The following is a 13,089-nucleotide window of genomic DNA, read 5'->3' on the forward strand; positions in this document are numbered from 1 at the left end:
AAACACAGAATTATGCACCTTTCGGAAGACTCCACCGACTCCCAGTTGCTCAAGGATAAACTCAGCGCCTATCCAGATGCACTGGCCCAGCGGGTATTGGAGTTTCGCAGCGCACCTGACGCCACCCTTGCGTCAGAAATTGTGGTCGACATTCTGCGCTACCACGAACCGGACCGGTTCACTGCACTTTACGCCGAAAAAGGTGATGCACTCGCCCTCATCGAGGATCTTGGAATGGATTCCCTGACCATGACTGAGATTGCCTTCGAAGCGGAGGATTTTCTGGACATTACGATCACAAATGAGGACATGATCGCCATGCAGACGGTGGCGGACCTGAAGTCCTACATCGTCCGGGCGATTTCCTGAGTGCCTCTGTTTTGCGATCATGGCACACGGTTTCACTTCATCCCCGGTCGTGGTCACGGGCCTCGGGTTTATCACCAGTATTGGGAATGATTCGAACGAGGTGAGTGAAAGCCTTAGCTCCCTGAAACACGGACTGACCCCGGTCACCTTTCTCGATAATCCTGCCTTGCCCGTCAAGCTGGTGGGATCGATCAAGGGATTTGAGGTCGATTCGCCCTATTATCAGAAGTGGAGTGCGCCCGAGCGCTATCAGGCGCCCAAGGAATTGCTGCGTGGGCTGCCGCCACATGGACTTTATGCCTATGCTGCAATCGAGCAGGCACTCGAGGATGCGGGCATTTCAACCTCAGATCTGCGGGATGATCGCACCGCCTTTTACTGTGCTTCTGCAGGCTCGGCCTTCTTGCTGCACCACCACCTGGCCGAAATGCATCGACTGAAGGGGCAGCGTGGTTCGCCCTTTGGAGTGGTCAGCACCATTGCGGGCACACTCAACTTCAACTTGGGCGCACACTACGGTTTCAAAGGAGGCAACTGTGGGTTTGTTTCGGCCTGTGCATCCTCAGCACACGCGCTGGGTCACGCCATCGATCAGATCCGCCTTGGCCGAGTGGACCGCGTGGTTGTTGTGGGTGCCGAAGATGTGAACGCCGAGTCCATCCTGCCCTTCGCGGCGATGCGTGCACTCAGTACACAGGCTATTCCCGAGCGCGCCTCCTGTCCGTTTGATCGGCAGCGCAATGGGTTTGTGGCCAGCGGAGGTGCAGTTGCCCTGATTCTTGAAAACGCATCCACTGTGGGTTCAAGTGCGAATCCCTATGGGGAAATCATCGACTGGGCACAATCCTGTGACGGGTTCAATCCGGCAATTTCAGACCCACAGGGACAGGGCATCGCGTCTTCGATGCGCCGGGTGCTGCAATCTGCGGACATGGATGCGGGCGAGGTCGACTACCTGAATGCCCATGCCACTTCGACGGTACAGGGTGACCGCTCGGAAGCGCGTGCCATCTGTGAGGTCTTCGGTAAGCATGGCTTTCACCCCAGGGTGAGCAGCACCAAGGGACTGACCGGGCATCCACTCTCCATGGCGGGTGCAATGGAGACTGCGTTTTGCATGCTCGCGCTGCGACAGGGCTTTACCCCAGGCAATGCGCACCTGCAATCCGTCGACCCGGACGAAGTGGGTGAACTCCACCTGATTTCCACCACCGAGTCCATCCGTCCGCAACTCATCCTGAAAAATTCCTGCGGATTTGGGGGCAGTAACGTGTCGCTCCTGCTTCGACCATGGAACTAGATGCCAGGCTCACAACACCACGGCGTTGGCACCTTTGGCTGCAGATCCTGGTCATCCCGGGGTTGGTCTTGCTGGGATTGCTGCTCATCGCTCTCGGTTACGATTGGCGAGTCTGGATCCAGCAGCCCAATCCACAGGGCTACCTGCTGTTTTTTGTCTTTGTCTGCCTGTTGCCACTGATTGCTTTCCCCATCAGCGCATTCTACGTCTTTGCCGGACTCGCGTTTCCACCCTTGCAGGGGTTGCTGCTTACCGCAGCCGGATTATTGGTAAACATGAGCCTCGGATACTGGATCGGACGACGTTTTCTGCACCAACCCCTGTCGAGCTACCTGCAGAGAACCCGGTTCAATCCGGCCTTGATTCGGGAGGGCAACCTATTGCGCATGACGGTGCTGATCCGTTCCGTTCCGGGTGTTCCCTTTTTCATGCAGAACTATGTGCTGGGACTGGCAAAGACACCCTTTTGGGCTTATCTCTTCATTTCCTGGAGCATCCAGTCGATCTATTGTGCGGGCACCATCTTTTTGACCCATTCCGGTATGCGACTCGACAGCCCGGTCCACGCCGTGCTGTTTGTTGCAATCGCCATCCTGCTTTTCGGACTGATTGGCTTTTTGAAGAGTAGGCTTGCGCGAAAGCTACCATCTGAGATTGACTCAAATCCAACAAACCCCTTTTAACACCCATATGAGCGAGAGCATCCATGAGCGTCTGAAGCAAATCATTGTAGAAACCCTGAACCTTGATGACGTTGTGCCAGAAGAGATCGCTAACGATAAACCTCTTTTCGAAACGGGTTTGGGACTCGATTCCATTGATGTGCTTGAATTGGTCGTTCGCATCGAAAAGGAGTATCAGGTCAAGATTGAAAACAGTGAAGCTGCCAAACAGGCACTGCAGAGCGTGAACAGTCTTGCCACCTACATCGAAGCCGCTCGTCAATAGCCCCGCCACACGTTTTTCTGATATTCCAACCCAACCGACTTTCATCGGTGTCCACATTCCCTACTTACCTTCAGTGTGCATCCAGCATCACTCCCATGGGTGATGAGAGAGAAACCCATGCGCGATTGCTTCGCGGGGAGCGTTCTCTGCGCATGACTCCGGTGTTTGGCTCGAGTGGAGATAGGGTCCCACTCTCCTGCCTGGGTTCCATCGAAGCGAGTCTGCCACCCGTTTGGATGTCACATCTGGAGCGTCTTCTGGAGCACCTTCCGAAGCGAAAATGGGGTCATGCAGGCTACCCGATTGTGGTGACCAGCAGTAATTTCGGCATCGGCCACATGCTCGCCTATCAGCAGGGCGGAGCGCCGGGGCACCTCGCGATTGCCCAGGCGCATACAAGCATTCGTGAGATCTGCCAACACTTTGCCTGGGGTCCGGAGGTCTCGATACTCTCCCACGCCTGCGTCAGTGCAGACATCGGCATGCTTTTTGCCAATCGGCTGCTGCGCAATGGTGTTGCGCGAGAGGTGCTTTGTTTCAGCTTTGATTTTCTGAGTCCGTTTGTCAGTGGCGGTTTCTACAGCCTGAAGATTCTCAATCCTGCGTTCCCTGCTCCCTATGCGGACCAGGAGGTGGGTTCCATCGGACTGGGGGACGGCGCAGCGTTTGCCGTGCTCAGCTGTGAACCATCACCCTTTGCGATTCGCTTCCAACAAACCTACAACGAAATGTTTCACATGACTGCTAATCAGCCAGATGGGGCTGGCTTTCGCCACGCACTGACTCGCATTCGCGAGCGGATCGACGGGCGACGGGTGTGGGTCAAGGGGCATGGCACTGGCACGCGGGATGCCGGCAAACTTGAAGCCGAGTCGGTGCAGGCCATTTTTCCCGATTCACCTCTGGTGGGTTGGAAGGGAGGTATCGGCCATACCCTCGGCAGTTGTGGATTGGTTGAGTTGACGCTCGCCATGCAGGCGTTACAGAGCGGAATGGCTCCAGGCACCGTGGGCACCAAGGCTCCAACCCTCAGCCCCAATGTATCGCTTGAACCACTGGACACATCCCGATACGACGGTGTGATTCTCTCGAGCAACGCATTTGGAGGCGCGCATGCATCCCTGTTGTTAACCCGCGAATCCCACTAGACCTGAACTCCGCCCATGTCGACTTTGCGTTACGTCCACTCCCTGCACACATTCGGACCCCACGAATCCCTCACTGACAGCACCGTCAAGCAGCTCAAGCAGAACTTCTCCCCTCTGGTGAGTCGACGGTTGACCCGCATGGCGCTCATGATCGGAGAATGCCTGAAGCATGCCTCCATCCCCACCAACGCTTCAGTGATTTACGCCACCACTTATTCCGAGAGCAATTGTCTGGAAAAATATCTCGCCAGTTTCCCCACGCCCAGTCCCCTGATGTTTCAGAATTCCATCCATCCCAGTGGCATGGAACAGGTTTTGATCGCCCGCAAACAAGCCATTGAGGAGTTCCTATGTTTTGCCGGGGCTGACCATATCCTACACTCAGCCTTGATCGCAGCCTGTATGAGTGAGCAACCCGAGCAGTGGTTGATTGTTGCAGAAGAAAAGGCAACCTGGCTGACAGAGGAGGATTGCGCAAGTGCGGTAGATTTTGCGCTCGCCCTTCAGCTGAACGCAAATCCAGATCAGGCCCTCGCAAAACTTGAGTGGAACCCGGCAGACGCAACCGCAGCTGAACAGGATGCGACTACACTACGCCCATTGCAGTTCCTACAGCAGTTGCAGGCGCGACAGGATCTCCACTTGTCGACACAGTCCCTGGGTTCAATGTCATTGCAATGGTTGTAGCGAGCGAGCAGACAGCCAATGAACCGCGCAACCCAGGACCCTCCTGGGGGTTTCGGGTGATTCATTTTTGGGACACGCTGCTTCCCACCCCCGTGGCCCGGTGGGTGCGCACGGGTTGTGCGTGGGTTGCGTTGGGCATCATGCACCGCCAGCGTGCTGCATCCCGCGAATACATGAAAACCGTGCTTGGGCGCCGCGCAGGTCTTCGGGATTGTGCGAAGCAGTTTGACAGTTTTGTCACTTACCTCTGCGACCGCATCTCGACCGCTTTTGGAGAACCGGTCCACTTCGAGTGGGCACCGGGACATGGGCGGGAGTTTGTCGACTTGATGAAGCGAAAGGAAACCATGCTCATGGGCACCTTCCATGTCGGATATTCGGATCTGATGGGTTTTTTCATGGCTGAGTTTGACCGCCCCATTCACATGTTGCGACTGCGACTGGCAAATGCCGAAGACACGGAGCGACTCGAGGCATTTGCGGGGGAGCACGTGAAAATCGTTTGGGTTAACGAGATTGAGGACGCACTGTTTTCGATCAAAGAGGTCATCGCTCAGGGAGGGGCCGTTGCCATGCAGTGCGACCGGGTGCAGCATGCCAGCAAACTGGAGGTTTTCGAGTTTTTGGGGGCGCACCGGTATTTCCCCTTTACGATCTATTGGTTGTCGATTTTGTTCGAAGTCCCTGTTCAGTTCACGATCGCGGGCATACGCTCCACCCGCAACGCTTCGGTCCCCGTCTTCACTTCCCCTGTTTTTCGACCTGTGCAATCCAATCGAAAAGAGAATCTGCAAGCGGCAAAACAACACTTTCAGGGCGTTCTCAAACTGCTGGAACAACAGCTGAAAGCCCAGCCCGAGATGTGGTTTAATTTTGAGCCGCTGAATCCGACGCAACTCCCATGAACCATGAGCGAGTCTGATCCCACAGTTCCGATTCCTGCAACTGAGTCCCAAACATCCGTGCGCCGATCCGGGATGGTGCGTTTGTTGCAACTGGTCGTCTTTTACACGGAATTGGCCATGTTTGGCTTGGGAACCTTCCTCTACAACCTGTTTTGCCTGCTGTCGAGTCTGCTGCCGGGCTGTGAGCGGCGAAGATCATTGCACCAGCGCATCGGAACCCGGCTGTTAAGGTTTTTTCTGTGGATGATTGATGTTTCCAATCTCTGCAAAATTCAACGACCACCACCCGAAGTGCTCCGAAATGTCGGACCGAGCGTGATCATCGCGAATCACACGGGTCTGATGGATGCGATCGTGCTCAACACGCTCTTTCCGAAAGCAGTTTGCATTTTTAAGAGCGGACTTGCACGCAACCCGATCTTTTCCCATGTGCTTCGAATGGGTGGACACTTGCGCAACGACGAGGGCATCGATGTCATCCGCAAAGGGGCCGAGCGAGCAAACACACAGGGGCATGTCATCGTTTTTCCCGAGGGCACCCGCAATCCCTGCTGCACGCAGTTCACTTTCAAGAAGGGATTTGCCCTGATCGCGCAGCGCGCACAACTGCCCGTCACTCTCTTCGCCATTCACAATCCTACTCACGCCTTTTCGAAGGAAATGGGAATTCGTGCTCCGGAACTGCCGTTCACCTTGCGATTTGAGGTCCTTGAAACGCTGGGCATAGAATCTGGCGAATCCATTGATGCCTTTGTGAACCGAGTAGAATCCATCTATCAACAGTGCTTTCAGCCATGACCTGCCTGATTCAAAAATCCCTTCGTGTTGATGCCGACAACGGGTTCACGCATGGCCACTTCGAAGGTCACCCCATCGTTCCAGGTGCTGTTTCCCTGAAGTGGATGCTTGAAACCTTGGCCGAAGCACTCAATCTTCCAAAACTTGAGCGCTTCCGGATACGCAATTTCAAATGCTTGCAGGAGCTTCCACCGCCCTGCGAAGTGACGATCACGGTCTATCAGCGACGCGAACATGTCTATTCGCTCGAACTGCACCGGGGTGAACAGCGCATTGCCTCCGTCGAGGTGGATTATCCGATGTCGACATGAACTGTTCACGATGCCAAGTGGTTGTTCTGATCCCATCCTACAATACCGGACGCATTCTTGCTTCGGTGGTGCGGGAAGCGCTGGGGCGACACGATCACGTCTGGGTACTCGTGGATGGAAGTACGGACGGATCGGCGGATCCCTTACGCACCTGGAGTTCCGAATTTCCTGGCTTTCGGCTGATTGAATTTTCAGAAAACCGCGGCAAGGGAGCAACCCTGCTGGAAGGGGCACGCCTGGCCGTTGAGGCCGGATTCACCCACGGCATCAACATGGACAGCGATGGTCAGCACCCCGCAGCCTACCTTCCCAACTTGGTAGCCTGGGCAGAACGCGAATCCGACGCATTGATCATGGGGCGACCCGTCTTTGACGAAAGCGTACCACTGGTCCGACTGATGGGACGGCAGCTCACCCTGGCGATGACGGACTACGAGTCCGCAGGCTACGGTCTCGGTGACACCTTGTATGGGTTTCGCGTGTACCCGCTGGAGCCGCTCCTGCAGGCTTTCGAACAGACCAAGTGTGCAAGAGGCTATGATTTTGATCCGGAAATTGCCGTGCGCCTGTTCTGGTTGGGCATTCGGCCCGTGCAGGTCTCCATCCCGGTTCGCTATCTTTCAGCGGAGGCTGGAGGCGTATCCCACTTCCACTACCTGCGTGATAACGTCAAGCTCACACTGCTGCATTTTCGCCTTGTTCCCGAATTCCTGTTTCAAAAGCAGCACACGCTCTCACCCCTGATTCGCAGATGGAAGCATGCTTGCGACAACCCCCGAGAGCTTGCAATCTGATTTTTATGGCTCCCGTTCACCATCATTTTTGGCATTGGCACCGCAGCACATTCGTCCTGCCGACAATGCTCGTCCTGGTTGCGGCCCTGTGCCTCAAGCCCCCGGTGCATGCCGAGACCGTCGAACCGCGAAGCGCACAGGAAATTCTCGAAGCCCTGAGCGAATCGCAGCAAAGCGATACCTTTCAGATCCCCTTTCGCGAAGTGCGCCGCTACCAGCTGCGCAAGACGGACATGATCTTTCACGGAACCCTGCGCCTGCTGGAAAACCGGGCCATCAGTATTGAGTACAGCGATCCGGTGCATCGCCTGTTCATTCTGGATGATCAGGGATTGCGCATCCGCGAACCCGAGTCTGGACTGGAGACGGTCGCCCCGGAAGAGGCCGGGGCCATGGTTTCTCTCTTTCTTGATCTGCTGGCGCTGGATATCACCCGGCTGCAGCGCCAATTTTCCATGAGCGTGCTCGAAGACAAACCCGATGGGTGGAAGGTGGAGCTGATCCCCGAAACACGGGAGTTGCATCGCTTTGTACTGGCCATTGACCTTGAGGGAGAGGGGACGGAACTGAAGTCCATCTTTCTGCAGCATGGGCGCTCCCGCTGGAAGCGCATCGAATTTGACACGCTTCCTCAGCCATGGACACCCGACGCTGACAGCCTGCAGATGTATTTTTGAGCCATGCGCCCTGCTTTTGGTACCCGCAATTCTGAGCATTTGAAGTCCACACGTAACCTGTGGCGCATTCTGCTCGCGTTGCTCCTGCTCGTGGTTGCAGCACTCGCACTTCGCACCGACTGGAAGCACGCGTTTTCAACCGATATTTTTGATCTGCTCGATTCCGATGCGGCGATGGATGCAGAGACACGTCAGGCACAGGAGGTGTTGCGCACCCGACTCTCGCGCGAAGTGGTAATGGCAGTGCTTCCGGGGGAGGCAGTGCTTCCGGATGGATTTCGCAAGGCATTTCTGGAAACTGCCGTGCAACTCCCCTCTTTTGCCTCGGTGGCTTCAATGGACTCGATGCAACTCGATACCGAATGGACTTCGCTGTGGTTTGAGCATCGAATCGAACTGCTGTTTCCCCTTTGGCTGACCCAGCACCTGCCCGCAGCCTCTTCAGTGAATGCCGAGCAGATGAACGCCCTGACAGACGCAATCGTGCAGCGGCTCGATGCCTTCTTGTCCCAGCCCGAGAGCATGGCCTACGAAGCCATGCTGCCAAAGGATCCGTTGCTGCTGTTACCCCGAGTCATGGATGTGCTCGCCCAGCCTGCTGCGGTGCAGCAACATACCCGCGCGCTGGCATTTTCTGCAAAACTTGCCAGCCATCCAACGGCCGATGGAGTGCAAGATCAACTGCTCGCGGATCTGGACATGCTGCAGCTCTGGACCACTCAGCAACTCGGATCACAGGCCCAGTTGCTCGACACCGGCTTCCACCGCTATGCGATGGAAAGCAAATCGGGTATCCAATCGGAAATTTTCCGTCTCAACCTGCTCTCTCTTGCATTAACACTTACCATCGCATTCCTCTTTCTGAGAAAGCTGATTCTGCTCATCCCCGTTGTTTGCGTGGTACTGAGTTCGGTGTCTTGCGCCCTGGTGGTTTCCCTGCAACTGCTGGGCACCCTGCACATCCTGGCACTGGTGATCGGTTCCATTCTCGTTGGCGTTGCAGTGGATTACGGCTTTCACATCCTGTTCAAACGCGAAGAGCTTGGAGCCACCAGCTTTCGCGTCACCCTGCGCCAGATCCGCCTCCCGCTGGCAACCAGTTGCCTCTCCACTGTCTTTGGTTTTCTCGTGCTGCTGGGCAATCCGGTATCAGCGATTCAACAGGTAGGGGTGTTTGTCAGCCTCGGCCTCGGTTTTGCAATGGGGATCAGTGTGCTCGCCGCGCTTGCGTTTGATTTTCACGGAGAAGTGCACTGGTCCCGCCGACTGGGTTACACGATGCCCCTCCCGAGTCACCCGGCGTGGAAAGCAGTGCGCTGGGTTGTGGCAGTGGCATGTCTGTGCCTTTATCTCACCCTCAGCACTCATCGTGATTCGATTGAAGATCTCCAGATTGAACTCACACAGGCGCCCCGGCAGGATGCCGCCCTGCGTTCCCTTCTGGGTCAGGAAGTGGGAACGCGTTACTGGATTACGCTGGGAAACAGCCTGCAACAGGTCATTGACCGACAGGCAGAACTGCAAACCTCAGTGGAGGGCGGGGAGAACGCTGCCAAACTCTTTCACCTTGCGAACATTTTGCCAGACAGCCGTGCGCTGCAGGGATTTCTCAACTTTCGCAACCTGCACGCCGACGCATTTGAACAGAGCCTGCGTCGATCCATGGAGCTCGGAGGATATGATCCGGATGCATTTGACGCATTTTGGCAGAGCTGGCACCGCACGATGAACGCTTCCACCGGCCCGGAGGCATGGGAAGACCGCTATCGCGAACTGGCCCGCACTTTGCCCTATCCACTGGATTTTCTGGTCAATGGAAGCGATGGCAGCTACTGGGGTACCACACGGGTGAAGTCCGCTGTCCCAGTGCCGTTTGAATCCGCAGAGCACAGTTTCGAACTCGCACCGTTAAAAGCACTCAACCGAGCCTTTCAAAGCTACCGTGTCGGGGTTGCGGGTTCACTTCAGATTTCCCTGATCGTCATCAGTGCTGCCGTGCTTCTGGTCTTCGGACCGCGCCAGGCCCTCCGCATCCTGCAGGTGCCCGTGCATGCGGTGTTGGCCACGCTGGCGATGTTTTCACTGATCGGAGAGGCAATTACCTTGTTTCACCTGATCGGACTGCTACTCGGCATCTGTCTAACGCTCGATTACGCCATTTTTGCAGCCAAGCGCTCAGGGGCCTCACCCATCTCCATTCGCGCTTCTGCCATTACAACCATGGCCTCCTTTGGCGCGCTTTCACTGAGCCACATTCCCGCAGTGGCTGACCTTGGCACGACAGTCTTGTGCATTGCATGCATCGGGCTGCTGCATACAGAATGGAATCTACGCCTCTATCATGAACCCAACGCTTGAATCCTGGAAGCAACACCCCATCGAATCCCTGCTCCCCCACACACCACCGCTGGTCCTGCTCGACCGCATTGTGAAACTGGCAGCGGAGTCGATTCGCTGTGAAACCCGCTTTGTGAATGACGGCTTCTTCCAGGATGCAGAGGGAGTGCCTGTTGCCTGGGCAGTGGAGATTGTGGCCCAGGCTTGTGCAGTGATGGTTGCGATTCAGTGCTACGGAAGTGGAATCACACAGGGACGCTTGCTCAAGTGTCGATCATTCGAATTCCATGCTGCCCATCTCCCCTATGATGCCCTGCTTGAAGTTGATGCGCAGCTTACAATGAAAGGGGACAGCGGGTTGTGGTTTTTTTCGGGAGCAATTTCGGACCCGGCGGGAACGCAACTTGCGGAAGGGGAAATGACGATACAGGTGCAATGACTTCCCTGCTCACCAGATGGGAGCGCATCGTCTCCCGCAAAGGGGATTGCATCGCACTTCTTGGATTCCCCGAAAACCAGCAACTGAGTTTTCGTGAGCTGGATGCATTGTCACGGGAACAGGCAGCTTTGCTTTGCCAGAACTTGAAGGATCCGGCCTCCAGCATCGTCGCCATTCAGATGGAATCCCGGATCGACTGGATGATCTCCTTCCTTGCGGTTCTACGAGCTGGAGCGATGGTGTTGCCGATCGATGCGACCAGCACTGCATCGGAATGTGAGCGCATTCTCTCACACATGCGCTGCAATGCCTGGTTCTCCCGCAGCGGACTGCAGCACTTGCGAGATGATACCCACCCACAGCTCAAGCGACAGGGGGTCCATCTGTTCAAGGTCACCTCTGGCAGCACTTCGACACCGAAGGTCATTCCCTTCATGCAAGAGCAGATGATGGCCGATGCGAGCAACATTCTCGAAACCATGGATATTCGTGCATCCGACATCCAGTTCGCCACGATTCCGCTCGGCCACTCCTACGGACTCGGCAGTCTGGTTTTCCCTTTTGTGATGCAGGGCATTGCACTGGTCTTCAATTCCATCCCGCTGCCCGGCATCATCGCCCGGGAACTCGATCTCTCCAGAGCGACGGTGATGCCGACGATTCCCGGTATTCTACAGGCTCTCGCCCGTTCTGACAGTTGCCAGCTTCCTTCCACCCTGCGACTCGTGGTTTCGGCAGCCAGTCCCCTCTCAGTTGAAGTGGCACTTGCCTTTGAATCGCGCTTTGGGTTGCGCATCCACAATTTCTACGGTTCGAGTGAAACAGGAGGCATCGCCTATGACTCCACGGGGAACATGCTGGTGTGCTCCGGTGCGGTTGGAGCACCGTTGCGCAATGTGACAGTCGAGATCAGCAAGCGCGGGAGGATTCGAGTGCGAAGTGATGCCGTTTTCACAATCGGAAACCGAAACAGGGAGAAGGGGCAGGGTGTGCAACTTCTGCCTGACTACGGGTCGCTCGAGTCCGGCATGCTCCGCCTGCTGGGGCGCAGCAATCGCACCGTGAAGCACCACGGCAAGCGTCTGGATCTCGCCCAGATCGAACGCATTTTACTCGAACACGATGCCGTGAATGAAGCTTTTGTTGCTTATGATGAGAAACGTCACCGCGTGGTGGCTGCCGTGGTGGGAACGGTTTCATGGGAGTCCTTGTGCCAGTTTGTCGAAACACAGCTTGCCATCTGGAAGCGCCCCAAAGTCATTTGGATCACCACCAACCTGCCACTGACAGCCCGCGGCAAACCGGATCGTAGCGCAATTCTGCAGGGGATTGCATCCGAGGGAAAAAAACTGCAATACTGAACCCTTCGCAAACCGGGAATTTCACGCCTTGTTTTGGTCGTTTCTCAATATTCTCACCAGCCTGATTATCCGTCCATTGGAACCCTTTGATACAGACACTAGCACGAGCACCGCAGTGATACACTACGGTGCTGACTCATCCCGTGTTCACTTTCATGGGAACAGACTCGAAGTGCACCTAAGCGTGCCCATACTCCAAGGTTCGCCCACACATGAATGGATGCGTTCGCCCCGTTTTAGGGGTGAAATCCAGGGACCGTGGCACTTTTTGAAAGACGAACGCACGTTGATCGGTGCAGCCTGCATGGAGCTTGAATCCACTCCAGAGGCTACTGCAAACAAGCTGTATGATGGACTGCTGCAAGCACTGGGTACATACCATCTGCTGCGCATCTGGAACTATATTCCACAGATCAACAAGATTGGGAATTCGGGCATGGAAAATTACCGGAGTTTCTGTATGGGGCGTTCGCACCAATTCACCCGGCATCATCTTCCCATGTGTTCGGCGTCTGCCGTCGGGGTATCCGGCAGTGCGATTGTGATCTACTTCCTCGCTACGCGCGAGCCTGTACGCCACTTCGAAAATCCCGATCAGGTCCCCGCGTATCAGTATCCCACACGCTATGGGCCGCGATCCCCTTCCTTTTCCCGAGCGAGCACCGTCGAGAGGGACGGAAAATCCGCCATCTATATTTCGGGAACAGCATCCATCAAGGGGCACGAGAGTCTGCACATTGGAAACCTCGACCTACAGCTCGCGACAACGCTCGACAACATCGCGATCATGAAGAACCGCACAGGTGCCAACTCCACAGGTGGAAATCCCCTGCTGGATCAATCCTGCATCTACCTGAGAGATGCCAGAAACCTGCAAACATTCCAGTCACTGCTGGGAAAGCACCGCATTGAAGATCCCGACCTTCGCATCCTGCATGCGGATATTTGTCGAGCCGACCTCCTGGTGGAGATTGAAACCCAGCAACCGCTCTGAGTCATTGCTGTGGTCTGCAGA

The 13,089-nt window shown here is 55.8% G+C and carries 15 protein-coding genes; all 15 read left to right on the forward strand.

Features of this window, described 5'->3' with window-relative positions:
• Positions 1 to 12 precede the first annotated feature (12 nt).
• Positions 13 to 369 (forward strand): phosphopantetheine-binding protein, encoded by a 357-nt coding sequence (locus tag ABQ298_12670; GenBank protein ID MEQ9825229.1) that lies wholly within the window; start codon positions 13 to 15, stop codon positions 367 to 369.
• A 19-nt stretch (positions 370 to 388) separates the two neighbouring features.
• Complete coding sequence (locus ABQ298_12675) at positions 389 to 1,669, forward strand: beta-ketoacyl-[acyl-carrier-protein] synthase family protein (protein ID MEQ9825230.1); 1,281 nt, start codon at positions 389 to 391, stop codon at positions 1,667 to 1,669.
• Positions 1,660 to 2,352 (forward strand): VTT domain-containing protein, encoded by a 693-nt coding sequence (locus tag ABQ298_12680; protein ID MEQ9825231.1) that lies wholly within the window; start codon positions 1,660 to 1,662, stop codon positions 2,350 to 2,352. The genes ABQ298_12675 and ABQ298_12680 overlap by 10 nt, the downstream gene beginning before the upstream one ends.
• A gap of 7 nt (positions 2,353 to 2,359) precedes the next feature.
• A complete protein-coding gene (locus ABQ298_12685; protein ID MEQ9825232.1) occupies positions 2,360 to 2,617 on the forward strand; it encodes a phosphopantetheine-binding protein in 258 nt (85 codons plus the stop codon).
• A gap of 95 nt (positions 2,618 to 2,712) precedes the next feature.
• Complete coding sequence (locus tag ABQ298_12690; GenBank protein ID MEQ9825233.1) at positions 2,713 to 3,765, forward strand: hypothetical protein; 1,053 nt, start codon at positions 2,713 to 2,715, stop codon at positions 3,763 to 3,765.
• A 15-nt stretch (positions 3,766 to 3,780) separates the two neighbouring features.
• Positions 3,781 to 4,452: a beta-ketoacyl synthase chain length factor gene (locus ABQ298_12695; protein ID MEQ9825234.1), complete on the forward strand. Its 672-nt coding sequence runs from the start codon at positions 3,781 to 3,783 to the stop codon at positions 4,450 to 4,452.
• Positions 4,443 to 5,357: a hypothetical protein gene (locus ABQ298_12700; GenBank protein ID MEQ9825235.1), complete on the forward strand. Its 915-nt coding sequence runs from the start codon at positions 4,443 to 4,445 to the stop codon at positions 5,355 to 5,357. The genes ABQ298_12695 and ABQ298_12700 overlap by 10 nt, the downstream gene beginning before the upstream one ends.
• Positions 5,358 to 5,360: 3 nt before the next feature.
• Positions 5,361 to 6,155 carry a lysophospholipid acyltransferase family protein gene (locus ABQ298_12705; GenBank protein MEQ9825236.1) on the forward strand — a complete coding sequence of 265 codons (795 nt, stop codon included), beginning with the start codon at positions 5,361 to 5,363 and terminating at the stop codon, positions 6,153 to 6,155.
• Positions 6,152 to 6,466, forward strand: a complete 315-nt coding sequence (locus ABQ298_12710; GenBank protein ID MEQ9825237.1) for a hypothetical protein — start codon at positions 6,152 to 6,154, stop codon at positions 6,464 to 6,466. The genes ABQ298_12705 and ABQ298_12710 overlap by 4 nt, the downstream gene beginning before the upstream one ends.
• Positions 6,463 to 7,260 carry a glycosyltransferase family 2 protein gene (locus ABQ298_12715; protein ID MEQ9825238.1) on the forward strand — a complete coding sequence of 266 codons (798 nt, stop codon included), beginning with the start codon at positions 6,463 to 6,465 and terminating at the stop codon, positions 7,258 to 7,260. The genes ABQ298_12710 and ABQ298_12715 overlap by 4 nt, the downstream gene beginning before the upstream one ends.
• A gap of 5 nt (positions 7,261 to 7,265) precedes the next feature.
• Entirely contained in the window at positions 7,266 to 7,937 is a 672-nt protein-coding gene (locus ABQ298_12720) for a hypothetical protein (GenBank protein ID MEQ9825239.1), read from the forward strand.
• 39 nt (positions 7,938 to 7,976) lie between these two features.
• Entirely contained in the window at positions 7,977 to 10,295 is a 2,319-nt protein-coding gene (locus tag ABQ298_12725) for an MMPL family transporter (protein MEQ9825240.1), read from the forward strand.
• Complete coding sequence (locus ABQ298_12730) at positions 10,279 to 10,713, forward strand: hypothetical protein (protein ID MEQ9825241.1); 435 nt, start codon at positions 10,279 to 10,281, stop codon at positions 10,711 to 10,713. The genes ABQ298_12725 and ABQ298_12730 overlap by 17 nt, the downstream gene beginning before the upstream one ends.
• Entirely contained in the window at positions 10,710 to 12,074 is a 1,365-nt protein-coding gene (locus tag ABQ298_12735) for a class I adenylate-forming enzyme family protein (protein ID MEQ9825242.1), read from the forward strand. Before ABQ298_12730 ends, ABQ298_12735 begins: the two co-directional genes overlap by 4 nt.
• 220 nt (positions 12,075 to 12,294) lie before the next feature.
• On the forward strand, positions 12,295 to 13,068 hold the full coding sequence (locus tag ABQ298_12740; protein ID MEQ9825243.1) for a hypothetical protein: 774 nt from the start codon (positions 12,295 to 12,297) through the stop codon (positions 13,066 to 13,068).
• The last annotated feature ends 21 nt before the right edge of the window (positions 13,069 to 13,089 follow it).

The organism is Puniceicoccaceae bacterium (genome assembly GCA_040224245.1).
Taxonomy (GTDB): Bacteria; Verrucomicrobiota; Verrucomicrobiia; order Opitutales; family JAFGAQ01; genus JAKSBQ01.

What these genes read in the sequence shown, in the direction of transcription:
- ABQ298_12735 (MEQ9825242.1), top strand. Translation starts at nt 10,710, where the DNA reads ATGACTTCCCTGCTCACCAGATGGGAGCGCATCGTCTCCCGCAAAGGG.
- ABQ298_12710 (MEQ9825237.1), top strand. Translation starts at nt 6,152, where the DNA reads ATGACCTGCCTGATTCAAAAATCCCTTCGTGTTGATGCCGACAACGGG.
- ABQ298_12705 (MEQ9825236.1), top strand. Translation starts at nt 5,361, where the DNA reads ATGAGCGAGTCTGATCCCACAGTTCCGATTCCTGCAACTGAGTCCCAA.
- ABQ298_12685 (MEQ9825232.1), top strand. Translation starts at nt 2,360, where the DNA reads ATGAGCGAGAGCATCCATGAGCGTCTGAAGCAAATCATTGTAGAAACC.
- ABQ298_12720 (MEQ9825239.1), top strand. Translation starts at nt 7,266, where the DNA reads ATGGCTCCCGTTCACCATCATTTTTGGCATTGGCACCGCAGCACATTC.
- ABQ298_12680 (MEQ9825231.1), top strand. Translation starts at nt 1,660, where the DNA reads ATGGAACTAGATGCCAGGCTCACAACACCACGGCGTTGGCACCTTTGG.
- ABQ298_12670 (MEQ9825229.1), top strand. Translation starts at nt 13, where the DNA reads ATGCACCTTTCGGAAGACTCCACCGACTCCCAGTTGCTCAAGGATAAA.
- ABQ298_12715 (MEQ9825238.1), top strand. Translation starts at nt 6,463, where the DNA reads ATGAACTGTTCACGATGCCAAGTGGTTGTTCTGATCCCATCCTACAAT.
- ABQ298_12700 (MEQ9825235.1), top strand. Translation starts at nt 4,443, where the DNA reads ATGGTTGTAGCGAGCGAGCAGACAGCCAATGAACCGCGCAACCCAGGA.
- ABQ298_12730 (MEQ9825241.1), top strand. Translation starts at nt 10,279, where the DNA reads ATGAACCCAACGCTTGAATCCTGGAAGCAACACCCCATCGAATCCCTG.
- ABQ298_12740 (MEQ9825243.1), top strand. Translation starts at nt 12,295, where the DNA reads ATGCGTTCGCCCCGTTTTAGGGGTGAAATCCAGGGACCGTGGCACTTT.
- ABQ298_12690 (MEQ9825233.1), top strand. Translation starts at nt 2,713, where the DNA reads ATGGGTGATGAGAGAGAAACCCATGCGCGATTGCTTCGCGGGGAGCGT.
- ABQ298_12695 (MEQ9825234.1), top strand. Translation starts at nt 3,781, where the DNA reads ATGTCGACTTTGCGTTACGTCCACTCCCTGCACACATTCGGACCCCAC.
- ABQ298_12675 (MEQ9825230.1), top strand. Translation starts at nt 389, where the DNA reads ATGGCACACGGTTTCACTTCATCCCCGGTCGTGGTCACGGGCCTCGGG.